The organism is Mucilaginibacter defluvii, assembly GCF_039543225.1.
In the GTDB taxonomy this organism is placed as follows: Bacteria; Bacteroidota; Bacteroidia; order Sphingobacteriales; family Sphingobacteriaceae; genus Mucilaginibacter; species Mucilaginibacter defluvii.
The window spans coordinates 206,744-232,095 of the sequence record NZ_BAABJI010000002.1 but is presented as its reverse complement, the minus strand read 5'-3'; the positions used below and the strand labels follow the sequence as shown (position 1 = coordinate 232,095).

Annotated in this window: 20 protein-coding genes; 13 read left to right on the top strand and 7 right to left on the bottom strand. The window is 43.8% G+C overall.

Annotated elements, in window-relative coordinates; all coding sequences use genetic code 11:
- Positions 1-141: 141 nt before the first annotated feature.
- Positions 142-966 carry an oxidoreductase gene (locus ABD960_RS07310; RefSeq protein WP_345330340.1) on the top strand — a complete coding sequence of 275 codons (825 nt, stop codon included), beginning with the start codon at positions 142-144 and terminating at the stop codon, positions 964-966.
- 38 nt (positions 967-1,004) lie between these two features.
- Positions 1,005-1,895 carry a helix-turn-helix domain-containing protein gene (locus ABD960_RS07305; RefSeq protein ID WP_345330338.1) on the top strand — a complete coding sequence of 297 codons (891 nt, stop codon included), beginning with the start codon at positions 1,005-1,007 and terminating at the stop codon, positions 1,893-1,895.
- Between the two features lie 67 nt (positions 1,896-1,962).
- Here the strand turns inward: ABD960_RS07305 and ABD960_RS07300 are convergent, their stop codons facing one another.
- Both ABD960_RS07300 and ABD960_RS07295 read right to left on the bottom strand, forming a co-directional pair.
- A complete protein-coding gene (locus tag ABD960_RS07300) occupies positions 1,963-3,657 on the bottom strand; it encodes a RagB/SusD family nutrient uptake outer membrane protein (protein ID WP_345330336.1) in 1,695 nt (564 codons plus the stop codon).
- 44 nt (positions 3,658-3,701) lie between these two features.
- Complete coding sequence (locus tag ABD960_RS07295; RefSeq protein WP_345330334.1) at positions 3,702-6,689, bottom strand: SusC/RagA family TonB-linked outer membrane protein; 2,988 nt, start codon at positions 6,687-6,689, stop codon at positions 3,702-3,704.
- A 403-nt stretch (positions 6,690-7,092) separates the two neighbouring features.
- Here ABD960_RS07295 and ABD960_RS07290 point away from each other — a divergent pair, with 403 nt between their 5' ends.
- On the top strand, positions 7,093-8,673 hold the full coding sequence (locus tag ABD960_RS07290; protein ID WP_345330332.1) for a DUF6377 domain-containing protein: 1,581 nt from the start codon (positions 7,093-7,095) through the stop codon (positions 8,671-8,673).
- Positions 8,674-8,697: 24 nt separating this feature from the next.
- Here the strand turns inward: ABD960_RS07290 and ABD960_RS07285 are convergent, their stop codons facing one another.
- The 4 genes from ABD960_RS07285 to ABD960_RS07270 form a co-directional block, all read right to left on the bottom strand.
- Positions 8,698-11,736 (bottom strand): beta-L-arabinofuranosidase domain-containing protein, encoded by a 3,039-nt coding sequence (locus ABD960_RS07285; RefSeq protein ID WP_345330330.1) that lies wholly within the window; start codon positions 11,734-11,736, stop codon positions 8,698-8,700.
- Positions 11,737-11,890: 154 nt separating this feature from the next.
- The gene (locus ABD960_RS07280; protein WP_345330329.1) at positions 11,891-14,182 is read right to left on the bottom strand and encodes a family 78 glycoside hydrolase catalytic domain; all 2,292 of its coding nucleotides are present in this window, start codon (positions 14,180-14,182) and stop codon (positions 11,891-11,893) included.
- Between the two features lie 3 nt (positions 14,183-14,185).
- Positions 14,186-14,500 carry a glycoside hydrolase family 78 protein gene (locus ABD960_RS07275; protein WP_345330327.1) on the bottom strand — a complete coding sequence of 105 codons (315 nt, stop codon included), beginning with the start codon at positions 14,498-14,500 and terminating at the stop codon, positions 14,186-14,188.
- A 241-nt stretch (positions 14,501-14,741) separates the two neighbouring features.
- Positions 14,742-15,611, bottom strand: coding sequence for an AraC family transcriptional regulator (locus ABD960_RS07270; RefSeq protein WP_345330324.1), 870 nt, complete (start codon positions 15,609-15,611; stop codon positions 14,742-14,744).
- Positions 15,612-15,732: 121 nt separating this feature from the next.
- Between ABD960_RS07270 and ABD960_RS07265 the strand changes: the two genes are divergently transcribed.
- From ABD960_RS07265 to ABD960_RS07220, 10 genes are all read left to right on the top strand, one after another.
- On the top strand, positions 15,733-18,654 hold the full coding sequence (locus ABD960_RS07265) for a PVC-type heme-binding CxxCH protein (protein WP_345330322.1): 2,922 nt from the start codon (positions 15,733-15,735) through the stop codon (positions 18,652-18,654).
- A gap of 19 nt (positions 18,655-18,673) precedes the next feature.
- Positions 18,674-19,534, top strand: a complete 861-nt coding sequence (locus ABD960_RS07260; protein ID WP_345330320.1) for a sugar phosphate isomerase/epimerase family protein — start codon at positions 18,674-18,676, stop codon at positions 19,532-19,534.
- 1 nt (position 19,535) lies between these two features.
- Entirely contained in the window at positions 19,536-20,648 is a 1,113-nt protein-coding gene (locus ABD960_RS07255) for a Gfo/Idh/MocA family protein (RefSeq protein ID WP_345330318.1), read from the top strand.
- A gap of 342 nt (positions 20,649-20,990) precedes the next feature.
- Positions 20,991-21,203, top strand: coding sequence for a hypothetical protein (locus ABD960_RS07250; RefSeq protein WP_345330316.1), 213 nt, complete (start codon positions 20,991-20,993; stop codon positions 21,201-21,203).
- A gap of 48 nt (positions 21,204-21,251) precedes the next feature.
- Positions 21,252-21,917, top strand: a complete 666-nt coding sequence (locus tag ABD960_RS07245; protein WP_345330314.1) for a peroxiredoxin-like family protein — start codon at positions 21,252-21,254, stop codon at positions 21,915-21,917.
- A gap of 80 nt (positions 21,918-21,997) precedes the next feature.
- The gene (locus ABD960_RS07240) at positions 21,998-22,606 is read left to right on the top strand and encodes a sigma-70 family RNA polymerase sigma factor (protein ID WP_345330312.1); all 609 of its coding nucleotides are present in this window, start codon (positions 21,998-22,000) and stop codon (positions 22,604-22,606) included.
- A 1-nt stretch (position 22,607) separates the two neighbouring features.
- Positions 22,608-22,898: a zf-HC2 domain-containing protein gene (locus tag ABD960_RS07235; RefSeq protein WP_345330310.1), complete on the top strand. Its 291-nt coding sequence runs from the start codon at positions 22,608-22,610 to the stop codon at positions 22,896-22,898.
- An 18-nt stretch (positions 22,899-22,916) separates the two neighbouring features.
- Positions 22,917-23,606, top strand: a complete 690-nt coding sequence (locus ABD960_RS07230) for a cytochrome b/b6 domain-containing protein (RefSeq protein ID WP_345330308.1) — start codon at positions 22,917-22,919, stop codon at positions 23,604-23,606.
- Positions 23,587-24,366 (top strand): molybdopterin-dependent oxidoreductase, encoded by a 780-nt coding sequence (locus ABD960_RS07225; RefSeq protein ID WP_345330306.1) that lies wholly within the window; start codon positions 23,587-23,589, stop codon positions 24,364-24,366. The genes ABD960_RS07230 and ABD960_RS07225 overlap by 20 nt, the downstream gene beginning before the upstream one ends.
- A 67-nt stretch (positions 24,367-24,433) precedes the next feature.
- Positions 24,434-24,862, top strand: a complete 429-nt coding sequence (locus ABD960_RS07220) for a DUF417 family protein (RefSeq protein ID WP_345330304.1) — start codon at positions 24,434-24,436, stop codon at positions 24,860-24,862.
- Between the two features lie 122 nt (positions 24,863-24,984).
- Here ABD960_RS07220 and ABD960_RS07215 read toward each other — a convergent pair whose 3' ends face one another.
- The gene (locus ABD960_RS07215) at positions 24,985-25,347 is read right to left on the bottom strand and encodes a hypothetical protein (RefSeq protein WP_345330302.1); all 363 of its coding nucleotides are present in this window, start codon (positions 25,345-25,347) and stop codon (positions 24,985-24,987) included.
- Positions 25,348-25,352: the final 5 nt, after the last annotated feature.

The window sequence follows — 25,352 nt, the reverse complement described above, 5'->3', positions numbered from 1 at the left end:
TCAATATATCGAACCCATGACTAAAAAATTATCCTGACGTAAATCTGTGCTATTTTTACATACAAACGGGCTATTTATGTGGCGGCTAATTCAGCAATTTTGAATTGTTAAAATAAATAGTTCAACTTAAAAAATAAAATCATGTCAAAAACAATTTTAATTACAGGCGCATCACGGGGTTTTGGTAAACTTTGGGCCGAAGCCTTTTTAGAACGCGGTGATAAAGTGGCTGCCACAGCCCGCAACCTGTCGGCATTGGACGACCTCGTACAAAAATATGGCGAAAACATATTGCCTGTTCAATTAGATGTTACCAACCACACCGCCGTTAATGATGCAGTAAACCAGGTAGCCGAACATTTTGGCAGTATTGATATCCTGATAAATAACGCAGGGTACGGCCTGTTCGGTACCGTTGAAGAAACTACCGAAGAGCAAGCCCGGGCACAAATGGAAACCAACTTTTTTGGGTTGCTTTGGGTAACGCAGGCGGTATTGCCGGTTATGCGTAAACAAAAAAGCGGCCACGTAATCCAAGTATCCAGTTTTCTGGGAATAGCCACCTTGCCGATGCTCGGCTTATATAACGCATCTAAATTCGCTGTAGAAGGATTGAGCGAAACCATTGCAGGTGAGGTAGCGCACCTGGGCATTAAATTTACTTTGATTGAGCCTAACGGCTACTCAACTGAATGGGCCGGTAATTCAGCCATACAAACCACTGCCGACATTCAAGATTATAACCCCGTACGTGAAGCATTTGCCAAAGGCGGCGACAATCCAGACGCATGGGGCAAACCGGAAGCTACAATAGATGCCATACTTAAAGTAGTTGACAGCCCGAACCCACCGCTAAGGTTGCTGTTAGGTAAAGTAGCTTACTATGGCGTGGAGCAACTTTACAACAAAAGACTTACGGAAATAAAAAAATGGAAAGATGTAAGCATTGAAGCGCATGGTCATTAATAATTGTAACTTTAAAATCAACTTATAAATAAGCTATAATGCAACATTACAGCACACTTGCAGAACTCCACAAAGCAAACGGCTGGGCACCGCCTGAGCATCCCTTAATTAGCGTGTTGGCGTGCCAAACAGACTGCCCGCTGGGTGACCGGGAGTTTACCAGTGACTGCTACATGATAGGTTTCAAAAAACTTAAATCGGGCGTTATTCTATATGGTCGCACTGAGTATGATCACTCTAATGGATCAATGATGTTTACTAAGCCGAGGCAGATCATCGAGATAAAAAACCTCGAGTTTGAAGAGAAAGGTTTTATGCTGCTTATTCATGAAGATTACCTGAACGGGCACGAACTCCATAAAGCCATGCCAAAGTATGGTTATTTTGATTATGAAGTTAATGAAGCCTTGCACCTTTCGCCACGTGAGGAATCAATGATGTGGGAACTATATGACAAGATCAGGCTGGAATATGAAAATAATCCCGATGAATATAGCCGAGAAATTATACTCGGGCATATAGCATCGATGCTGATGTATGCGCAGCGATATTATAAACGCCAGTTTGTTAACCGCACCGAGGTTTCCGGAAAAACAGCCACTCGTTTCCACGAGGTACTTCAGGATTACTATCGTAAAGGCTTGTTACAAACACAAGGCTTACCATCAGTAAACCAAATAGCGGATAACCTGCATGTATCATCAAGGTATCTGAGTGACCTGCTTAAACAGGAAACCGGCAAAACGGCTATGGATCTGATACACATATCGCTTATCGGCGAAGCTAAAAACCTGTTGCGCCAGGGGCAACAAGGCGTGGCTGAGATAGCGTATCAACTCGGCTTTGAAAATAGTTCTTATTTTACCCGACTTTTTAAAAAGCAAACGGGCATGAAACCGCTGGAGTTCAAGCGACTACATGTGAATTAGATGTAAATGGATTACACAACAAAGCCCGATCTTAACCGATCGGGCTTTTGTTATTGGTTTAGGTTTGTTAATATCCGGGGTTTTGTTTCAGCTTCGTATTTAAGCTAAGCGTTTTTTGACCAATAGGAAAAATTGCAGTATGGCTATCAGCGTCTGGTTTTTTATCCCACCATGTGCCTGTATTGAATACGCCCCAACGTATTAAATCGGTACGGCGACGATTTTCGCCTAAAAACTCTCGGCCCCACTCATCCAACATCTCCTGATCGGTTAGTTGACTACCGTCAGCCGTATAAAGGCTGGGTGAATTGTCTGGGAAATTACGTTTTCGCACTTGGTTCAACTGCATTGCGGCTCCCGCTTTATCACCCTTGCGGTATAAACATTCAGCTAAAGAATAATAAGCTTCTGATAACCTCACTTCAGCGTATGCTGATGTAATACGATTCGGGTCAGGCGTTGGGTACATCGGGTATTTCACCATAAAGATACCTGAGTTATGATCAGCATGATTCATATTCGACTCTTTATCGGTTATCTTAGTACCTGGCTTTGCACCTAAAAACCAACCTACCTGGTCACGGATATACAAAGCGTATGGCCCTTTATTACCTCTCACGGTATCCGCAACCGGGTTACCATTAACTGTACGGGTAAAAGGCAAATAACCATATAAAAACATACCTTCACGTTTGCTGTCTCCCAAATTTTTATACTTTTTTAGCCGCACATCGTCAGGATATTTTTGAAATTTTATAAATGGTTTGCCTAATTTATGCGTGTACTCAACACTGTCAACATCGCGCCCCGGCTGCAGCGCAAACCGCGGGTTGGCCTGTCCAAAATCGGTAAACCCAAAATACAGCGATGCATCGTAGGTAACTCCCCACCAAAACATGCCGCCATCGTATTGCCAATGTGTACGGGCCAAAGTACCCGGGAAGCCATATATTACCTCTGAATTAAGTGACGTATTGGTATAATCAAAAGGCGCGTCCCAACGAGTATCTAACTGATAACTGCCGTATTTGCCGGAAATTATATCCCTGCAGACAGCTTCGCATTCTGCAAACTTATCAACTCCGATGTAAACGCTGGCATTCAGATACAACCTCATTAATAAAGCTGCTGCGCCCGCTTTGGTCCACCTACCGATGCCTCTTGCTCCTAAATCGCCCCTGGTAGGTAAGTTTGGTATAGATTCAAGCAGCTCCTTTTCAATAAAATTAAAAGTTTCCTGTGGTGTTGCCTGCGGAAGCGTTTCGGTGCTATTCTTAACATCAACAACCAAAGGTATGTTGCGGTAAAAATCAAACGCTCTTAAGTTGAACCACGCTCTTAGGGTACGCAGTTCTGCTTTAAAATCTGCTAATTCTTCAGGCGTAACACTTAATTTAGCCGGATCTGTAATGCCCTCTAAGTCTTGTAGCGAATTTGTGGATAGTACAACACCCTGAAACAAGTTATTCCAAACCCCGTCAGCAAAGCCGTCTTGAAATGTCCAGGTATGATAATGCATGCGCTGATAATAACCGCCATCCTGCCAATCGCCTTGCCGGTTATAAGTACCTATTTCATCGGTACTATTTTCAATAACTGCGTAATAATCATTTCCTTGTATACTCCAGTAGCCATGTTCAAATGGTCGCAAAAAATCTCTTATCACGTCGTCTCTACGAGTTAGGAAACCATCAGCGTTTACCTTGTCATAAACTGTTTCGTCAAGATTTGTACACCCCCCCGTTACTAGCGCTCCTAACATCAGGCTTGTTATATAAAGTTTGTATTTTTTCATGTTTATAATTGTTAAAAAGTTGCCTGTAAACCTAAAATCACCTGCAATGTGGCCGGGTAATAATTTAGTGATGTATTTACCCCTGGCGTAAGCCCATTAATTTGTACCAAATCCGGGTCGCCGCCAGTATAACTAGTGAATGTCTTCAGGTTACGGCCTGCAGCGTAAAAACGTACTGATTTTAAATATTTAGTTCTTAATGGCTGGGTATAACCCATAGCGACATTGTCTATCTTAACAAAGGATCCTGGTTCTAAAAAATAATCAGAAGCTCTATACTGCGTTGTCGGACTGGTTAATTTTGAATATTTACTACTTGGATCATAGGCTGACTTCAGCACGTTAGCATCGGTTTGGCTTGCCGCCGTACCTAAATAAAATGCCGGGGTATTAAATATTTTATAACCAAAAGCGCCACGTAAAAATACGTTCAAGTCAAACCGTTTATAACGGAAAGCATGATTCATGGATGCGGTAAACTTAGGCAAACCATTACCAACATATTGCTTATCATCTTCAGCTGCCTGGTTAGCAGGAATTATAGTTCCATCCTTTTTATAAACAAGTAATGCGCCCTGTTCATTTACACCCGCTGATTTCCATGTGTAAAACTCACCTATGGTGCGGCCTTCCTCTAAACGCTGTATTGGACCCGGCGAGCCAGGTGCCGGTAAACCGGCAACAGGCTGGAAGGTTCCGCCTTTATACAAGCTATTTGAAAATGAAATAAACTTATTTCTATTATAAGCGATCGCTAATGATGTATTATAACTAAAATCAGTTTGTTTAATAATGGCGCCATTCAATGTTGCCTCAATACCATAGTTCTTCATGGTACCCACATTAGCAAAAGTAGTTGATTGGAAATTAGAGGGTAGAGGCACATCATAACCGCCTAAGAGGTCAACATTTCTTCTTATATAATAGTCAATCGATCCGCTTAGCCTATTTTTAAGTATTGAAAAATCGACACCTGCGTTAAAGTTCATCGCCTTTTCCCATTTTAAATCGCGGTTTACATTTTGCGAAGGACCGTAAACTTGATATTGTGTGCCGTTAAAAGGGAAATAACCAGCGCTGCCGTATAAGATCAGTGAGATGTAATTACCAAAGTCCTGGTTACCGGTTATACCGTAATCAGCACGTATCTTCAGTTCATCTACCCAAGGCAAAGCGTCCTTAAAGAAGCCTTCCTCCGATATTCTCCAGGCACCTGATACCGCAGGGAAGTTACCCCACTTGTTGTTTGCTCCAAATTTTGACGAACCCTCATGCCTCAAGCTGGCTGTCAAAATGTAGCGGTTATCAAAATCATAATTTACCCTGCCAAAGAATGCGATTAGTGTAGAACCATTTTGTGTTGAGCCTACGGCTGATTGCCCCTGCCCTGCTGCGCCACCGTTATATAAGCCCGAGCCCAGATTATTCCATAAAAACACATCGAACGGAAAATCATAGTTTTGCGCGTAAAACTGCTTGTAGTTGTACAATGTATAACCGTAACCACCCAAAGCTTTTATATGATGTTTATTAAAATCGAGCGAGTAATTACCTGTCCACTCCACGTTTTTCTGGTCATTTTCCTGTTGCTCCTGCGATGCAAAATTGGTTTGATTTACACGACCAGAGTGCACAATACTTGATAATGTTGATGGCCTGAAATTCATATTTCTTGCCGAGCGGCTAATCTGAGAAATGGTAATCATGGTACTCAGATTTTTTAGGATATTGAACTTTAACGAGCCGTTAATATCCATCTCCTTAATATCTGCGTCGGACTTGATCATTTTACCATTCTCAACAGGGTTATTTGAGAAGAAACCGGTGTTGATGTAATTGTATCTGCCCGTCGTATCAAAAATCGGGTAGGTTGGGTTCAGGGTTAATGCGTTATTGAAGTTGCCCTGGTCAGCATTACTTACGTTCATGTAACGCGGCGCTACGCTCAGCGTGGCAACAAATGTGTTATCTTCAGTAGCATGGCTGATGTTAATACGCGCACCATACTCTTTTTTATGTGCACGCAAGTCGATACCATCAGCATTTCGATAATCGGCTGAAGCGAAATAGCTGGTGCGTGAACTACCGCCTGATAACTGCACCGTATGCTTTTGGCTGAATGCCGGCGAGTTGGTAACCTCATCAAGCCAATTGGTGCGGGCACCGTAATCCTGGCCTTGATTGCCTTTTACCCGCTTCTCCACAAATTCTTCAGGCGAAAGGTTTTCCAGGCGATTGGTTACATAATCAAAGCTGGCATAACCATCGTAAAATAAGCGCGATTGTGAGCTGCCTTTCTTTGTAGTGATGATGATTACACCATTGCCACCACGCGTACCGTATATGGCCGCAGCTGCGCCGCCTTTCAGCACGTCAATACTTTCAATGTCGTTTTGATTGATATTGTCAATATTGCCACCCGGCACGCCGTTGATTACATACAGCGGACCCAAGCCAGCGCTGCGTGATGATGCACCACGTAACTGTACGTTTGGTGATGAATTTGGGTCGCCGCTGGCGGTATTGGTGATGGTTAAACCCGCAACTTTGCCTTGTAATGACATGAGGGGGTTGTTGGCTGAAACAGGTAACAGATCTTTACCCGAAACGTGGGTTATAGCGCTCGATACTTCTTTCTTATCCAGCGTGCCGTAACCTACGCTTACTACTACCACTTCTTCAAGCGTACTGTTTGATTGAGAAAGTGTAGTATTGATAGTTGTTGCCCCCGTCAGATCAACCTTTTTTGATTGGTAACCAATAAAGCTGAAAGTAAGGCTTTGGGCTGTTTCGGGCACATTCAGTTTGTAATTACCCTCAACATCAGATGTGGTGCCTACGGTTGTACCGGTTGCTGAAATGCTTACACCAGGCAATGGTGAGCCGCTGGTTGCATCGGTTACCTTTCCGCTAATTACCTTGTTTTGGGCAAAGGCGGACGAACCGACGATGAGCATCAAAAAGCAGACGCCCAGAAATCGTAAAAGTTTTCCTCGCATAAATAGTGTTTTAAAATTGGTTTACTGGCTGGCTAACACCGCTGCAGTCGGCATTAACTGATGGTTGATGTATTGGAGTAGTGCGCCCCTTACGTCACGACAAATTAAGTGAGTTATACAGGCGGTTTGTATAGCGGCAATAAGCCCTAACTATAAAATCCAGATTTTCAAAATTACAATAAATTAATAATCAATATTTTAAGCTGGAGTAAATAGTAAAAAATCTAACTCTTCTAGACATAAAAGTCTTTGCAGAAAGGTAAAACGATTTTACTTTGACGTTGATAAAAGCACTTTAACTGAAAATTAATTTGTGACAAAAATCATATATAGTATATCGCTCGCTTTTATAGATTTGAATTATCCAGTTATGACTAAATTCCGATATCATTTATTAATTCTGTTGGTACTACTGACTGCCAACGGTGCTGCCCAACACGTAAACGCAGATAGTATGCTAACCGTACTAAAAAAAGAACTTGCGCGAAAATGCCTTTACGATACCAAAAAAGAAAAAATGATTGAGCGCCTGAAATCGCAATTTCAGAACAAGCAAAATCATAGTCCTGCTGTCCGCTATAATTTATGTAATCGAATTTTTGATTGTTACCGTGCTTATAAGTTTGACTCGGCATTTGTATATGCGAACAAGATGATCGACATTGCCCGTCAATCAAACAACCAGGATAACGAAATAAAGAGCCAGATTTTGCTAGGAACGATTTTACTCAATTCCGGGCTTTATAAAGAGGCATTTGATGTGGTAGAAAAACTTGATCCGGAAAAATTATCCGTTCCCTTGAGATCTGATTATTTAATACTCCGCGGCAGGCTTTATTCAGGTATTGCCGAATATAATAATGATGGTTATTTTACCAGGAGGTATCAAATACAATCAAAACAGGATTTGAACCATGCTGAAATAACGGTAGCTTCCACAGAATTTGAACAAACCCTAACAGATGCTTATCTACCTGATTTAAAACGCGATAAAAAACTCACACCACAATTTTACTACAGATATTTAACAGGCCACAAGTTAAGCGAGCACGGTATTGCTATGTCCTCAACACGTTTAAGTTTTGCCTACCATGGCGATAACAAGGTTTTCTTTTTATCGCTTGCCGCTATAAATGATATACGATCAGCTACAAAGGAGACCTTGGCTATATTTTTACTTGGGAAGGAGTTGTATCGGCAAAACCGCACAAATGAGGCGTATTTATTTATGCAGGAGGCTGTAAAGAACGCAAAGTTTTACGGTGCGCGTAACCGCGAAGTGCAGATAGAATCGTTACTGCCCGCTATTGCCAATAAACTGCTTGCTGAAAAACAATATGAGAGAGATCGCTTTGTGATTGTGTTATTGGTGATTTTGATAATCGCACTGGTTTTATTTTTCACACTAGTGGTGTACCGTAAGCAATTACTGCGCATTAAAGCAAATGAGAAAACGATAATCGATCAAAATATCGAACTTAAAAAAGTAAACGAAAAGCTATGGGAATCATCGCGCATAAAGGAAGAACTTATTGGATTGTTTTTAAAGACCTGCTCTACTTACATTGATACACTGGATAGAGCCAAGCGTAAAATTTTGCATAGCGTTAAGCTTGGGAAGTTTAACGATATAAAGCCGCTTTTGGATGATGTACAAATTGATCGTGAAAAGGAAGCTCTTTATGAAACGCTTGATAACGCATTCTTAAAAATATTCCCCAATTTTATAAGTTCGTTTAACTTATTGCTGAGTCCGGAGGATCAGATATGGCCTAAAGGCGGCGAAGGATTAAACCCCACCCTGCGCATATTTGCATTGATGAGGCTGGGCATACACGAATTGCCAACAGTTGCTAAAATTTTAGGTTATAGCGAAAGTACTATTTATACCTACAAAATACGTGTTAAAGCCAAGGCCCTGATACAAGGGACTGATTTTGAAAAAAGCATTATGGAAATTAAGTTTATTGACGTATCGGGCTGAGATGACTAATTTATGATGAGCGAATTAATTCTTCAGTTGCACATCAAGATAAACGGAGTGCCGGCCATACGAATCGTAAAAAGGTTTAAATAACACATCATCTATAGTAAACGCTAACTGCTTGGGGTCGCCTTTAATTGACTTGCCTAAATCATCCGCGGATAATGTAACCCTGCGCCAATCTTTCCGGGCAATGGGCTCCTGCGCAGCAAGCAATATAGGGCCGTAAAATAAGCTGGCTATATTTTGCTGGTCCATCACAGGGTCCAGGTGAAATTGAAACGGCATTTTAAGTTCTATAACATCACCGTTTTTCCAGTTGCCGGCTAACTTTAAATAACTTCCGGGCATGGCTGTTAAATTTTGTTCTTTTCCGTTGATTTTTACAAAAAAGCCTTTTGTAGCCCAACCCGGAACACGAACATAGATGTCAAATTTTCCGCTGCCTTTAACCGTCAAACGCGTTTCATCTTTTTTCGGAAAGCTTGTTTCCTGCTCTATGATGACTTTACGCTCCGGCCAACTTAGGGTTGATGGCACGTAAAGGTTGACATACAGCGCCTTGTCATCCTTGCTTTTAAAGTATATCGTGTTTTGAAGCTTGGTACTGCTTTCAAGCGCGGTACCGTTACAGCAGGTAAAGCCGCTCATATCGCCATTACTGAATTGCTTAACCGAACCAGGGCGCAGCGGCACGTGGTACGTATTTGCCGGACTATTCTCAGCCACCGAGGCCAAAATGTGATTATACAAAGCGCGCTCATAATAATCCATGTACTCTGCCTGCTGATCGTACCGGAACAAATCGCTGGTCAGTTTCAACATATTGTAAGTAGCGCAGGTCTCGTTTTGCCCCCCCGCCGAAAAACCGTTCCGATACAAGGTGCCGGGCTGTGCGATAAAGCATTCGGCATTGGCCGGGTTGCGGGCACCCGCCACACCGCCAATACTGTACATATAATCATCTACAGCTTTATGCCAAAAGTTGTCGGCTATCCTGTAATACTCCGGATTGCCAGATGCGCGGTAGGTTTCAATACTGCCTATTATTTGCGGTATGTGCTGGTTGGCATGCAACCCGCGGAACAGGTCGACATTTTTGGCCAGCCCGCTTGCGTGTTGCTTATCACCAAAAAATACCCTGATGTTATCAAAAAGCTGTGCAGTTTTTAAATAATCGGCATTGCCTGTAACACGGTATAAGCGCGCCATTACCTCGTTCATGCCGCCAAACTCACCGGCGATATATGTATTCCACATTTTGATCAGGGTGTCTTGCGGTAACTTGCTTAGACGTGTATGTACCCAGTTGCCCATGCCCGTTGCTATAGTGAGCGCCTTTTTATTGCCACTTACCTCATAAACATCTAAAAGGCCGGCCATAATTTTGTGCAGGGTATAATATGGTGCCCAAACCTGGTTTTTCTGCCCGCCGTACTTAGCGCCATGCTCCAGCATAATAAACTGATCGGGAGGGTAAGCGCTGATAAAGCCCGTGCCCCAGTTCCAATAATCCTTACGCAAACCCTCGGTTGTCAAGTCCGAATCATAGGCTGATTTTCCGGCGCCGTAAGGTACTGCTGCCGGGTCAGCAACATGCGTTCCCCCTGCCTTTGAGGGCTTACCCGATAGTTGCGATAAACTGTAAAGCACGTTTACCATATAATCCATTTTTGTGGCAAAACGACTTTGCAGCGCTTTATCATAACCGGTACCGGCATAAGCTTGCGCAATGGCTGTTAAATAATGGCCGGTGGCGTGCCCGCGCAGCTTGGTATCCTGGCTGTCCCAAACACCTAATGGTTTTGCCCCTGCCGGTTGTTTTTGTCCAAAAGCTTCGCGAAACATATATAGAAACGAATTTGGATCAGTCTCTGCTAGTGTCCTTACAAACTTGTCTCGGTTTTCGGTGAATTTGGTCGTATGCCCGTATGCATCATTCTTAAGCGAAACCTGGCTTAGTTTAAATGTTTCAAGCTTTAATAAAGGCGCGGCGGCTTTCGCTGCTTCTTTTACAATTACCTCAGCCTCCGGCTCAAAAGCGGTACCCGGCACTCGCCCTTTTACGATATATGTACCCGGCTTTTGTACTTCATTATTATTGGCAGGGACAGGCCAAAGCACACGTACCCTCGGCCCTTTTAACCCGTTTTTATAAACACCGTCAATATAAGCCGGTAAACGCGGCAGCGAGCCTACTTCGGTTTCAATCTTAACACTGTTTACTTTATTTAAATAAGCATTATACAACTGTGCACCGGTTTGAGCGAAATCCGGCATATCATTCTCTACTTCAGATGAAACATTTACGGAGCCATTACTTTTTACACCGCTATAAATTCGGGTAATTTGCTTCATGCTGAGTGGCACCCGGTAAATACGATAATCGTGCAGCAGGGCATTTATCGAACTGCTGCCCGGCGACAACGATCTGCCGATATAAAGCGTTCTTTTAGCTTGCTGATTGCCGAAAACCGATTCAAGATATTCAGGTACGTTACGACTTTCACCTACCGGCTTTCCATCGGCATAAGTGGATATTATTTGTGAAGGGATATCAACTACCACAACCAGGTGAACCCATTTGTCTTTTTGAATAGCCGGAGAGGAAGTTCCGGTTTTGCCATTGCCTGACGTGATAAAGGCAGTGAACCCTTTTTGAGTGATTGTGCCTGCCGGAGCTGCGAAAAAATGATTACCGGCAGTTTTACCAAAATCAAAAAGATATTGCCCCGGCTCATCTGAGCGAAGGTATACCCAACCGGTTATACTAATGGATTCCAAATCGGTTAAGGCTTCCGGCGGCAGGGAAACAAAGGATTGGTTACCAGACAACGAAAGTACTTTACCAAAACGGGTATCATCAACAAACTCTGCCTTGCCCTGTAGCTTGCCATGCAGGTTATTGCGCGACCAATCTTTAACGTCGCCATTAAAAACATAGCGCGCTATCATATCTGTTTCACCTAAACCATCCAGTATCTGGTCGCCATTTTGCGCGCACGCGGTGCCAATATTAAAAACGTAAGTGATAACGAGCAATATGCCTGATAATAATCTCATAAAATATAAAATGCGGATATAGCCAAAGTAAGTCAGAAAATCGTAATCAAAGCAATCACAATTTAACCTATACCCCCAATTTATTACCCGTATTTATTGAACGCCGGAAGTGTAGTTATGAAATCGGCAAAAGAACCCGGTGATACGCAAAAAATCACTCAACTCTGAATTGATAAACGCCGGGCTTAATACGAACGATATATTGCCCGTTCACAAAACTCGTATTTACTATTCTGCCATCTTTATTCTTCAAAATTCCCCTATTTCTGGGTACCACCAAAGTCGCCGATGTATTTGCGGGGATTTCCATTAACAGATGCAAAGTTCCTATTTTATCCTTTCGCCATTCGCTCCTTATCCTGCCGTACAAACTATTGTAGGCGGATTTACAGTAGTTAAGTTCTGCTAAGGGCTTAGGGGCGATAATAAAATGCTGATAACCATCAGGCCCTGGCTTTATACCTCCTAAAGCGGTATAAAACCATTGTACCACGCTGCCAAACATTGGGTGACACCTGGAACCTACACCATCCCAGCTTTCCCATAAGGTACTGTTTTTATTATCCAACAAATATCCAAACCCTACGCCGTTTTGCTGGCTCATTAGCTTATATGCCACATCATCACGATTGAATTGCGATAGTACTTTTAGCAACAACGGCGTAGCCAATATCCCTGTATCAAAATGGTAGTTGATTTTTTTGAGATGACTTAACACCGAATTAAAAACTTCCTCCTTTAACTCAGTTGGCACTAAACCGAAAGCCAAAGCGAAAACGTTAGCGCCCTGCCTGCCCTGCCAGTAAGTTTTTTCGGCTGGGTTATAATAGGCTTTGTTAAAGTTTGCTTTGATCTTTACGGCGAGGCGCTCAAATTGAACACGATCTGCATTATTGCCCAGCAATGCGGCAATTGTGGCCATTATAGTGGTAACATGGTAAAAGTAAGCCGTATTTACCAAGGGTTCAGGGAGTTCAATCTGCGTTGGCGTACACCAGTCGCCCAGGCACCAGCCATTAGGCTCTTCCCGCACAATAAGTCCGCGGTCGTTTGTACGTGTGTTTAAATACGCTATCCATTGTTTCATACCCGGGTAATGCTGCTTCAACAGCTGATTATCGCCATAATATTGATAGTATAGCCATGGCATAATTACATAAGCCGAACCCCACGCGGGCCCGCCACCACCACCACCGAAGGGCGCGCTGTGAGTAACAAAACCGGTTTTATGGTTGCGGGCATCATCCATATCGTTAAACCATTTTTTGTAGAATTGCGGCAGATGGAATGACAGCATTGCACTTTCTATAGCTACCTGGCCATCGCCGGTGTAACCCAGGCGCTCCCGGTGCGGGCAATCGCTGCTGATACTGCCGTGCATGTTTGCCAGCTGGGTTTTTATATAAGCCTTATTAATTTGATTAAACAACGGATTGGAACACTCAAAACTGCCATTTGGCTCCACTGCAGTATGTACATCTTTTATCCTGATGCTTTGAACGTTAAGGACAACATCTTTACTTATTACCTCTATAAACCGGAACGCATGCCACGTAAATCGCGGTTCCCAGTTTTCCGTTATTCCACCTTTTAAAGTATAAGTATCCCATTGCCCGTAGTCCTCTCCTTCTTCACTGATGTACCTTATCTTAATAACATTACCCGCTTTACCCTTTACGTTGATATTTGCCCAGCCGGCAACTGTTTCATCCAGATGATAACGGTAAACAGAATCATTCACCTTACCCTCGAATGTTGGTGTTAATACGCGGGTTACTTTATCAAACGGAGCGGTTTGCGCATGCAATGCGCCTGAGGGCGGGGTAACCAACTTCGCAGATTTCCAACCAGCGTCATTATATGCCGGTTTGTTCCATTCGTCTAATAACAGGCGGGCATCATACTGCTCGCCGCTAAAAATACCATCCTTTACTAACGGACCTGTTGTTGTTTTCCAGGTACCGTCAGACACTACCATTTGTTTGGTACCGTCTGTGTAAACTATCTCTAATTGAAATATCAGTTTTGGCAGATCATACCACATTTTTCCTTCAACTGTACGGTCGCACTGGTTGTACCAGCCGTTACCAAGTAAGACACCTATCGTATTATCTTGCTGATTTATTCCATCGCTTACATCAAAACTATTATACAAAACCCGCTGCGTTGATTGATCATCATAAGGATACAGCAATTTGATCAGCGGCCGCTTATCATAATTGGTAACTGCCGGTGCCAAAACCTGATCGCCAATTTTTTTACCGTTTATATATAGTTCATAAAAACCCAAGCCACTTATATATACGGTAGCCTTTTTTACTGGTTTGTTAACTTTAATATCCTTACGGAAATACGGGGCCGGGTAAGTTGTGGGCGAATCAGGCGTTGGGTCAGCCATTGCACCTATCCATTTGGCCTGCCAGTCAGCGGGTTGTAACAAACCCATTTGCTAGCAGGCAGTTTCGCTCCAGGCGGACGGGAGGCCTTTTTCATCCCAAACCATAACCTTCCAGTATACCTTTTGCCTCGAGTTTACAACTCTGCCATTATAAATTACCTCCGTAGAGTTTGAAGATGGCACCTTACCGCTATCCCAAAGATTGCCTTTGCTTTGAGCGAGCGAGGCAGCATTATCCGACACAATTACGCGATAGGCCGTTTGTGTCTTCCCTCTCTCTGAGGAAATCATCTGCCAGCTTAAAACCGGTTTTGTTGATTCTATAGTCGACGGGTTGATCAGTTGATCGCACTTAAGTGTTTTCAACTTTAACAGTTGGTTACCGGCGGGCTTTGTTGTGCTGTTAGATTGCGCCGTTGCGATCAGAGGCAATATCCAAGCCAGAATAATTAAAAAGCATAGTTTCAAATAACGTATCATAAAGGCATTAGGATAAAGCGCGGGTTGTAAACCATCAACTTATACAGAATTAAATAATTGGTTTAGTAAAATATACATCCTTATCACCACCTGCAACCCTAACTGTCCTCAAACCCAAAAGGCATGTCTAAATATTCATAAATTCCTTTTTGTACTCAGAAGGTTTTTTCTGCATCTGATCTTTAAAAAGCTTATTGAAATTAGATAAGGTTTTAAAACCTGAACGTTCGGCTATTTCGGCCACCGGCAGGTCAGTTTCGGTTAACAACTGGCAGGCGTGTTTAACACGTAACTCGGTAACAAATTGCGAAAAGCCCTTATTGCTCACCCTGGCAAAATAACGACTGAAGGAGGTCGGCGTCATACACAGCAGATCAGCCAGCTCATTCTGATGAATTTTTTTGCGGTAATTTCTGAGGATATATTCATAAACCTTTCCCATCCGGTCAGCCTCCGCTTTATGAATAGGTTCGTTATACGCCACGTACGAGATGGTTTTGTAATCCTTTGTATTAGCCAGCATTTCTATAATCTGCAAAAGACAAATAAATGCCGACAATCCCTTCAGCTCAAGCAATTCATGCATCCGGCTAATAACCTCATCCCTTGCCCGCCCGAAAAAAATAAGGCCTTTGGCCGAGCGTTCGAAGAGTTTATTAAACTGTAGTAATTCATTTTTGCTCATGATGTGCTCGCCGAGCAAATTTTCCTGCAGATAAATAACAATACCCCTCACTTTAAGCCCGCTGTTTTTATCAAAGTAAGCCTCGTCACTACGCCATAAATGCGGCAGGTTACTACCAGTAAGGATAAGTTCATTTGGAACAAAGCTCTGGATGCTGTCACCTATAAAACGGGTACCGGTGCCCTCTAATGGTACAAACAGCTGGTATTCGAAGTGTGAGTGCCATACCGGATCAAAATACTTATCGTCCAAGTATTCTATCATAAATATCTGCGAATCGGGTATGGATGATTTATGTACGGCTGGCTTCATGAGCAATTATTGACTAATAAGAAGATCAAATTAGCGAAATGAAGACAAAATTCAGTCAGAAATTGATAAAAAAGAAAAAGAGCTGATCGCCATATTTGTTCAACCAGTTTATAATAAATCCATGAGAAGATACCATACACTCATAGTGCTTGCTTTGGCAGCATTGCTTGGTTTTAGCGCTACCTTAAGCAAAACACCTTCGGCGCGCCGGCTCGAAATACTGATGCTGGGGCACAAATCAGAACATCATCAATCTGAAAAACTCACCGAGATTTTACAGCAGGCTTTTTTCAAGGATGGTATCAACATCAGTTATACTACTGATCCGGATGATCTGAATGAGCAAACCCTTTCAAAATACGACGGCCTGATGATCTATGCCAACTACGATACCATTTCGGCAACGCAGGAAAAAGCGTTACTGGACTTTGTAAAAAACGGCAAAGGTTTTATCCCTATTCATTGCGCTTCATGGTGCTTTCGTAACTCAGCCGAGTATGTTAAGATGGTGGGCGGCCAGTTCAGCACCCACAAAACCGACACCTTTAGCACAGTGATTGTAGATAAAAAACATGAGATATTGAAAGGCTTTACACCGTTTAAAACCTTTGATGAAACCTACGTTCACAGTAAAATTAATAAAGACGTCCATGTACTTACCGAAAGAGTGGAAGGCTCGCATCATGAGCCCTACACCTGGACAAACCAGTATGGCAAAGGGCGCGTATTTTATACCGCTTACGGCCACGACGAACAAACCTGGAGAAACCCCGGATTTTTGAAATTGCTGGAGAACGGACTCATTTGGGCAGTAGGTAAAAAAGCCGAAAAAGAACTCGCGAAACTTCCGAAGCCTAAGCCTGAATATACAGCGGCAGACATTCCCAATTACGAGAAACGTGACCCTGCGCCAAAGTTACAGGCGCCTTTGAGCGCTGCGGAGTCGCAACTGTTAACGCAAGTACCGGTGGACTTTAAAGTGGAACTTTTTGCTTCAGAACCTGATATTGAAAAGCCCATAGCTATGGCCTGGGACGAAAAGGGCCGCTTATGGATAGTGGAAACCATTGATTACCCGAACACGGTACGCGAGAATAAAACCGAAGGCCGCGACAGGATTAAGATATGTGAAGACACTGATGGAGATGGAAAAGCAGACAAGTTCACCGTTTTTGCGGATAAGCTGAACATTCCGACCAGTATTACATTTGCGCGCGGCGGCGTGATCGTTGCGCAGGCTCCTGATTTCTTATTTCTGAAGGATACTAATGGCGATGATAAGGCGGACACCCGCGAAAAACTGATTACCGGCTGGGGCACCTTTGATACGCATGCCGGGCCATCCAACCTTAAATATGGGTTTGACAACCATATATGGGGAACGGTTGGCTATGCCGGTTTTGAAGGAACCGTAGGCGGCAAACAATTTGATTTTAACCAATCGGTATACAGATTTACGCCGGATGGTAAAAACCTGGAGCACCTTGGCACGGCAAGCAATAATACCTGGGGACTGGGCTTTTCTGAAAACAACGATGTGTTTGTTTCTACCGCGAATAACTCGCATAGTGATTACCTGGGCATACTACTACCCTATCTAAACCGTATAGGTGCACCGCAAATGGAATCTGTGCGTAAGATAGATGGACATTATAACATGCACGTAGTAACTAAAAACCTGCGGCAAGTAGACGTTTTTAATGGTTTTACCGCCGCGGCAGGGCATAGCCTGTACACCGCGCGCAATTTTCCGGAGAAATACTGGAACCGCATTGCCTTTGTAAACGAACCTACCGGTCGCGTAATACACCAGGCTATATTGCAGCCCGACGGTTCAGGATTCAAAGAAGAGGATGGCTGGAACCTGTTAGCCAGCGCCGACGAATGGATGGGGCCTGTACAATCTGATGTTGGACCGGATGGCGCCGTATGGGTGAGTGATTGGTATAACTTTATCATCCAGCACAACCCCACCCCCAAAGGCTTTGAAAATGGCAAGGGCAATGCGTATGTAAACCCGCTTCGCGACCATACCCGCGGGCGTATCTATCGTATTGTTTATAAGCAAGCGAAGCCTTCAGCAATTACCAGCCTTGATAAAAACAATCCTGCGCAATTGCTAAATGCCCTGCAAAGCGATAACCTTTTCTGGCGGATGACCGCGCAGCACCTGATAGTTGAGGGTGGCTATAAACAATTAGCGCCGCAATTGTTCAAACTGGTTCAAAACACAAGTGTCGACCAGACCGGACTTAACGCTCCTGCGATACACGCGCTTTGGACGTTACATGGCCTTGGCCTGCTGAATGGATCAGACAAGGAGACTTTGGTTATTGCCGAAGCTGCCCTACGCCACCCTTCTGCCGGTGTACGTAAAGCAGCTATACAGGTGTTGCCCGCTAAAACTCTAACTGCGTCAATATTGCAGGAAAAAAAGCTTAACACCCGTTTGGCCGGTATTCTTAAAATTGCCGATATGCCGGCCTCAGCGGCGATGGGTAACGCATTGCTGGCCGCCCAGAAATTACCGGAGAATGCCAACGATTACTGGATTACCCGGGCGCTGAAAGTAGCCATTGCCACCCATGTAAAAGGAGCATTGGCGGCGATAAAGGCGGAAAACGAGGCCAACGAAACCCGCCGCGAACTGGCAAACAAGCCAGCCGACAAGACAATTAAGATTGAGGTGGTGAAAAATGCCATGAAATACGACGTTAAGCAATTTGAAGCAAAAGCAGGCAGTATTTTGGAAATTGAGTTTAAAAACCCTGATTTTATGCAGCACAACCTCCTTATCCTGCAAAAAGGAACAATGGAAAAGGTTGGCACTGCTGCCGATAAGCTTGCTCAAGACCCGAATGGTATAACGCAAAACTATGTACCTAAAATACCTGAAGTGCTTTTTGCTACAAAGCTTATTGATCCGCAGGGCAGCGTAAAACTGAAGTTTCGCGTGCCTGATGAACCCGGCGACTATCCGTTTATATGTTCTTTCCCGGGGCATTGGCGGATTATGAACGGTGTGATGAAAGTAACCAAGTAATTTACCTGATAACCCATAAATGCCATTACCTGTAAAATTCGGCGTAAGCACGTGGCTGTTTACCTCGCCGTTTCAAACATCGTCCGCTACAGAATTATTCCGTAAAATAGCCTCCATGGGATTTAACAAGGTGGAGATCGCCGTGGAAGACCCGGAGCTGGTAGACGGGCCGCTTGTGAAAGTAGCTTTAGCAGAACATCAGCTTGAAGCAATAGTTTGCGGCGCATTCGGCCCCGGCCGCGATTTAACACATGAAGACCCTGAAGTGCACAAAAACTGCTTCAACTACATTGAACAGTGCCTTGACCTCTGCGCCCTTTGGGACACAAAATTCTTTGCCGGGCCAATGTACTCGGCAGTTGGAAAGGCCCGCATGTTGCCGCCCGAACAACGTAAAAAGGAATGGCAACTCGCCGTAAAAAACTTGCGGCAGGTGTGCATTATGGCGGCAGACCGCGGTTTGGAAATAGCGATTGAGCCTTTGAACCGCTTTGAGTCAGATCTGGTCAACACAGCTTCGGATGCTGTCAGGATGGTGAACGATATTGATCATCCCGCTGCGAAAATACTGCTCGATGGGTTCCACATGAATATTGAAGAAGCCAGCATTGAGCATGCCATCAAATTAGCTGGCGACAAACTGATACACCTGCAGGTAGCCGAAAACTATCGGGGCACACCCGGCACCGGGCAAGTGAATTGGGATGCCTATCGCAAAGGACTTAAAGCCATAGGCTACCGGGGGACAATCTCGATAGAAAGCTTTACCCCCGATAATAAGGAACTGGCGCAAGCGGTTTGCATTTGGCATCCGCTGGCCGAAAGCCAGGATAAATTTGCACAAGAAGGACTCACATTTTTAAAACAATGGGCACAATAAAATGAAAAACAAGCAGATAAACGTAGCAATCGTCGGACTAGGTTTCGGCGCAGAATTTATACCAATCTATCAACGTCACCCGGACGCTAATATGTACGCCATTTGCCAGCGCGATCATACCAAGCTGCACCAGGTGGGTGATGCTCTCAGTATCGAAAAGCGTTACACAGATTACGATGAACTATTGCGCGACCCCGAAATTGACGCCGTGCATATCAATACACCGATACAAAATCACGCGGAACAATCCATTAAAGCCCTTCGGGCAGGTAAGCATGTAGCTTGTACGGTGCCCATGGCCACTACGGTAGAAGAATGCCGGCAGATTGTTGAAGCGGTTAACCAAACAGGTTTAACCTACATGATGATGGAAACGGTTATATATAGCCGTGAATTTCTGTTTGTGAAAGAATTATATGAAAACGGAGAGCTGGGTAAACTGCAATTCCTGCGCGCTTCGCACCAGCAGGAAATGGCGGGATGGCCGGGTTATTGGGAAGGATTGCCCCCTATGCACTACGCTACGCATTGCGTGGGGCCGGTACTGGCGCTGGCAAAAGCGGATGCTGAATATGTGTCCTGCTTCGGCTCCGGCCGTATCGACGAAAACCTGATCAGCAAGTATGGATCACCTTTCGCTATAGAAAGCTGCCACATTAAATTTAGAGATTCGGATCTATGCGCCGAAGTTACACGTTCACTTTTTAATACGGCAAGGCAGTACCGCGAAAGCTTTGATGTGTACGGCTCCAAGAAAAGCTTTGAGTGGACATTGATAGAGCATGAGCCTTCGGTAATACATACCGGGGAAGTACCCAAAAAAGTTACCATTCCGGATTTTGCACACCTGCTTCCGCAAGAAATACAGGGCTTTACTACCGGCGGCGTTTATGATGCCGACGATAACCAGCACCTGTCATTTTTACAAGGCTCCGGTCACGGCGGCTCGCACCCGCATCTGGTACACGAGTTTATATTTGCATTGGTGAACCAACGCCAGCCGTTCCCTAACGCACGCCAGTCAGCTAATATAACCTGTGTCGGCATCCTGGCGCACGAATCCGCCATGAATGGCGGTGAAAAAATAAATTTGCCTGAATTTACTTTAAGCTAAAAATAGTTGGTCCATTGTTTTATAATAGTTAAAGCCGGCTTACAAGTAAATTTAAAAAATCGGAGCTATGTAACCAACACTTGACAACAAGTTAGGAGCATTTTTTTCGATGAAGCAGGATATCTTATTATCGTCTATTTAACTTAATTTGCCCTTCATGTTCAGTCCTGTTTACTTTAAAGCAACACTGTGAGCGCTTTATAAAAATAAGCAAAGCGCTTTTTTATAACATCAATGGACACCCGCTTAGATTGCTATTAAATCAATTGCGATAAAAAAATTGATATAAGTTTGTAAGGTCAGCAGCCGCAACCCGACCAAGCATATAAAAAGCAACATCAAATGAGAACACTCCTTTCAAAAGCCTTGGGTATCGCAGCGGCTGCGATATTATTTTTGTCTGTCAGCGGTCAAGCTCAGGACAAAATGAGTAAAATGAAAAAAGACACATCCAAAATGTCTAAAATGGATCATAAAAAAGACCATGGTAAAATGGACAAGATGAAGAAGACCGGCAAGATGGATAAGATGAAGAAGGATACGAGTAAAATGTAATTAACTAAACCCGGCGGGTAATTCCCGCCGGGCTTTAACGCATGAAAAATGAAATTAGGCATCGTTAAAATATTAACCATTATTGCTTTCAGCGGAACTTTGTTCGTTGCAGCCGTTCCGCTGAAAGCGGCTGCTTTAACTACCAATGTTAGCGATACGCTTAAAACGCAGCTCTATCCTGAAAAAGCGACGGACATAAGCCCTTTGCTGATTGGCGAGCGTATTCCTGTGATTAGCTTACCTGCCGCCAATGGCCAGGTGTATGATCTGAACGCAGCTGTGGCTCAAAAACCAACCATCCTAATATTTTATCGTGGCGGCTGGTGCCCGTTTTGTAACAGGGAGCTGGCAGGCATACAGGGTATACAGGCCGATTTAGTCAGGATGGGCTATCAGATTATCGCGATCAGCACCGATAGCCCTGAAAACCTCAGCAAGTCTGCCGATAAAGAGAAACTGAGCTATACTTTGCTGTCAGACGCTGGCCTTGCTGTTGCCAAAAAGATGGGGCTGGCCTTTAAAGCGCCGGCTGCTTACAGTAAAACGCTGGAGACCGGATCGGGCGGTAAAAATGTCGACAAATTGTTACCGGTGCCGTCAGTATTCATACTCGACAAAAAAGGCGTTATTCAATTCGAATACATCAACCCGGATTACCGGCAACGGATTAGCCCGGAACTTTTAATGGCAGTTGCCGGGATGTTGATCAGATAGATAAAATGATTTTTTTATCTATCTTTTGTAAGGTATTGCTATATCGCCCCGACTAACTCGAAAACAGCAAGCCTTGGCTAATGACGCAAAGTTTAACGAATCATAATACAACTGATCAGAGTGGCAAGAAACTGCTTGAGCCACGGTTTTGGGTAGAACGGCATGCCGATTTTTTGTATAGCTATGCTTTTGCGCGACTGAATGATGATGAGCAATGCCGTGACCTAGTGCAGGATACATTTTTGGCCGCCCTGCAAAAAACAGCTAGCTTTCGTGGAGATAGTAGCGAACGCACCTGGCTGACCGCTATCTTGAAATATAAAGTGATCGACATATACAGAAAACGATCCGGCGCCTTCCATTTAAAGGAGACGGATGGTATAGCAGCGAATGACGAGGAAGAATTTTTTGAACCGGATGATAACCATTGGAAACGCGAGCATTGGCCCGCGCTTTTCGGCGTTGAGGACAAAGACCCTCTGCATAACAAAGAGTTTATGCGCATACTGCAACAATGCCTGCAACGCCTGCCGCCTTTGTGGATGTCGGTATTTCGCTTAAAGCACCTGGATGATGAGGGCACAGAGATGATCTGTGAGCAACTGAGAATAAGCTCGGCTAACTTTTGGGTGATCATCCATCGCGCTAAAGTAAACCTGAGATCATGTTTACAAAAAAATTGGATATGATATGAAAACGCAATTCAGATCAGAACTGGTGCGTATTGCCTACAATTGCCGTAAGGCTACCTTCCTGATCGAGAAGAAACAGGAAACTGCGCTTAGCGGCCGCGAAAAGCTAGAGTTAAAGTTTCATCTGGCCGGTTGTTCCATCTGTCGGATATATCAGCAGCAAAGCATATTGATCAATAATATGATGCACAGGTTATTTAAAGACATTCCCGTGGAGATCAGGTTAGACGGCGACTTTAAAACAAGTTTACAGCAAAAGATCAACGAGCGTTTAATCAGCGATAATTGATCGCCGGATACTAACACCATGAAGGTAATCAAAGAGAAACATTCGCTGGCTATGCGCTGGGCCCATTGGGTAAATTTCCCGCTGTTGGGTATCATGATCTGGAGTGGCTTGCTGATTTATTGGGCCAACGATGTATATAACATCACGCTTTTTGGCCATCAGTTCGTAAGGCTTTTTCCGGAATGGTTTTACAATCAGCTGCACATACCGCACCGGCTTTCTGAAGGCATGGCCTTTCATTTCCTTTTTATGTGGTTCTTTACGCTTAATGGGGTATTCTATATCATTTATACTTTAGGCTCCGGAGAATGGAGACAACTTTGGCCAAGCAAGCGTTCATTCAAAGAAGCCTGGTTAGTTCTTTTGCATGATTTACACTTGCGTAAAACAGCGCCACCTCAAGGCAAGTATAATGCAGCGCAGCGTATCGCTTATTCGGCCATTATCCTGATGGGTGCAGGTTCGGTACTTACCGGGCTTGCCATTTATAAGCCGGTACAACTTAACTGGCTGGTTTGGGCAATGGGTGGCTACCACCTGGCCAGGATCTGGCATTTTGTGCTTACCCTTGGTTATGTATTGTTTTTTATCATACACGTTATACAGGTCATACTCGCGGGGTGGAACAATTTCCGGTCCGTTGTTTCAGGTTTCGAGGTGTTGGATGAGCCTGCTAACCCCGTAGTACATGAAAAAGAGAAGAATTAAACAGCCGCTAACCACCGAGCAAAAGATCAAACGTCGAAACTTTCTGTCTTTCGGTATCTTCGGCGCTTTTGGCGCAGCCGCTTATGGTGGCTGGCAGTGGCTCTACCATTCGCCCGAGGAGAAGCCAGGCGTTACCGCGGGCACCCGTGTTCCATTACGACGGGCGTTAAACAAAACAGAGCTTTTTTTCAGGCGACTGGCCTTTAATGAAAATCACCTGGTAAAAACCTACCCGGTGGAGCGGGCAGCAAAAACTGTCAGGCACAATTCGGATATCGGTTCAGAAGGTGACATCAATATCGATCAATGGCGGTTGAAAATCATCCGGAAAGACAAAGGCGTCATACAGATTACGCTAAAAGAGATACTCGCTTTACCAAAAACGGAGCTGGTGTTTGACTTTAAATGTGTGGAAGGCTGGGATCAGATACAGCATTGGGGTGGCGTTCGCTTTACAGAGCTGATTAAACACCTTGGTTTACAAGACGAAGCCAAACTTGCTTATGTTGGTATGATGACGCCTGACGGGCAATACTATGTCGGGTTGGATATGCCAAGCGCCCTACACCCGCAAACTATCCTGGCTTATGAAATGAATGGCAAGCCATTGCCCGCGCAACATGGTAAGCCATTACGCCTTATCATCCCGGTTAAATACGGCATCAAGAACCTGAAGCGCATGGGCACCATCACCTTTAGTGACCAACGACCGCCCGACTATTGGGCCGAACAAGGTTACGATTACTACTCAGGTTTGTGATGATTACAAAATATGATCAACTTGCTGTAAGTTTTTAGTGTTTTATCCGACCAAGAGATAAAACAACATGATAAATTTTACCAAAGCTGGCTATATGCTTGGCGTCATCGCAACAATCATCATTCTTTTATGGATTGGTCTTTTCAAATTTACCCCCGGCGAGGCCATGGCCATAAAAGGCTATGTATCCAACAGCTTTTTAATGAGTTGGCTGTACCGGGTTACTTCTGTACAAGGTGCTTCCAATATCATCGGCACTTACGAGATCGTGACCGCTATTTTTCTGATTGCCTCTTTTTGGAGTAATAAAGCAGCACTCATTGGTGGCTACCTAACGGCCTCTATTTTTATTGGTACATTGAGCTTTCTGCTCACAACCCCGGGTATCTGGAAATTAAGCGACGGGATATGGACCACAGATTTTTTTGTTTTGAAGGATATGGCTTTCCTGGGTATCGGACTGATGGTGATAGGAAAATATGAAAAAATCAGTTAACAACTTTGATAGGGTATTACATACATTTTTAATTGCCGACATTTGAAATAATAAATTTCAACTATCAAAAACACTTTTAGCTATTACATTATTCAAATTAAAATGTGCTTTTTAAAACCTCATCAAGTGTTATAAGCAGCATGTATACCTGTTTTTAGTTCATCAAAGCGTTCGTCATTTGTTTGGATCTCACGTTTCAATTCCTTTAGTCGCTTACCTATGTGATCAAGGCGCAAATAATCGTAAATAGATTCGTATTGAATTATAATTGAGGCTAATATCTTAAGATTGACATTATATTCCGCATACAACTGCTCAAGTTCTTTACGGGCGCTTTCAGCCTTAAGCAGAGCTTGTTTTAAATCGGATGTGGACTCATTTAAATCCTGTTCAGGCTCCAGCATCAATTTTTCTGTAAGCAATTTATCCAATTGGTTAAACGCCTTCAGCAAATTCTCATGTTTACTTTTACTTATACCTCGCATCTGTT

Bases quoted from the DNA above. Each gene is read 5' to 3' on its own strand.
- ABD960_RS07260 (WP_345330320.1), top strand. From the start codon at position 18,674: ATGCCATTACCTGTAAAATTCGGCGTAAGCACGTGGCTGTTTACCTCG.
- ABD960_RS07235 (WP_345330310.1), top strand. From the start codon at position 22,608: ATGAAAACGCAATTCAGATCAGAACTGGTGCGTATTGCCTACAATTGC.
- ABD960_RS07220 (WP_345330304.1), top strand. From the start codon at position 24,434: ATGATAAATTTTACCAAAGCTGGCTATATGCTTGGCGTCATCGCAACA.
- ABD960_RS07240 (WP_345330312.1), top strand. From the start codon at position 21,998: ATGACGCAAAGTTTAACGAATCATAATACAACTGATCAGAGTGGCAAG.
- ABD960_RS07280 (WP_345330329.1), bottom strand. From the start codon at position 14,182: ATGGGTTTGTTACAACCCGCTGACTGGCAGGCCAAATGGATAGGTGCA.
- ABD960_RS07250 (WP_345330316.1), top strand. From the start codon at position 20,991: ATGAGAACACTCCTTTCAAAAGCCTTGGGTATCGCAGCGGCTGCGATA.
- ABD960_RS07310 (WP_345330340.1), top strand. From the start codon at position 142: ATGTCAAAAACAATTTTAATTACAGGCGCATCACGGGGTTTTGGTAAA.
- ABD960_RS07285 (WP_345330330.1), bottom strand. From the start codon at position 11,736: ATGAGATTATTATCAGGCATATTGCTCGTTATCACTTACGTTTTTAAT.
- ABD960_RS07300 (WP_345330336.1), bottom strand. From the start codon at position 3,657: ATGTTAGGAGCGCTAGTAACGGGGGGGTGTACAAATCTTGACGAAACA.
- ABD960_RS07295 (WP_345330334.1), bottom strand. From the start codon at position 6,689: ATGCGAGGAAAACTTTTACGATTTCTGGGCGTCTGCTTTTTGATGCTC.
- ABD960_RS07305 (WP_345330338.1), top strand. From the start codon at position 1,005: ATGCAACATTACAGCACACTTGCAGAACTCCACAAAGCAAACGGCTGG.
- ABD960_RS07255 (WP_345330318.1), top strand. From the start codon at position 19,536: ATGAAAAACAAGCAGATAAACGTAGCAATCGTCGGACTAGGTTTCGGC.
- ABD960_RS07245 (WP_345330314.1), top strand. From the start codon at position 21,252: ATGAAATTAGGCATCGTTAAAATATTAACCATTATTGCTTTCAGCGGA.
- ABD960_RS07270 (WP_345330324.1), bottom strand. From the start codon at position 15,611: ATGAAGCCAGCCGTACATAAATCATCCATACCCGATTCGCAGATATTT.
- ABD960_RS07265 (WP_345330322.1), top strand. From the start codon at position 15,733: ATGAGAAGATACCATACACTCATAGTGCTTGCTTTGGCAGCATTGCTT.
- ABD960_RS07225 (WP_345330306.1), top strand. From the start codon at position 23,587: ATGAAAAAGAGAAGAATTAAACAGCCGCTAACCACCGAGCAAAAGATC.
- ABD960_RS07215 (WP_345330302.1), bottom strand. From the start codon at position 25,347: ATGCGAGGTATAAGTAAAAGTAAACATGAGAATTTGCTGAAGGCGTTT.
- ABD960_RS07230 (WP_345330308.1), top strand. From the start codon at position 22,917: ATGAAGGTAATCAAAGAGAAACATTCGCTGGCTATGCGCTGGGCCCAT.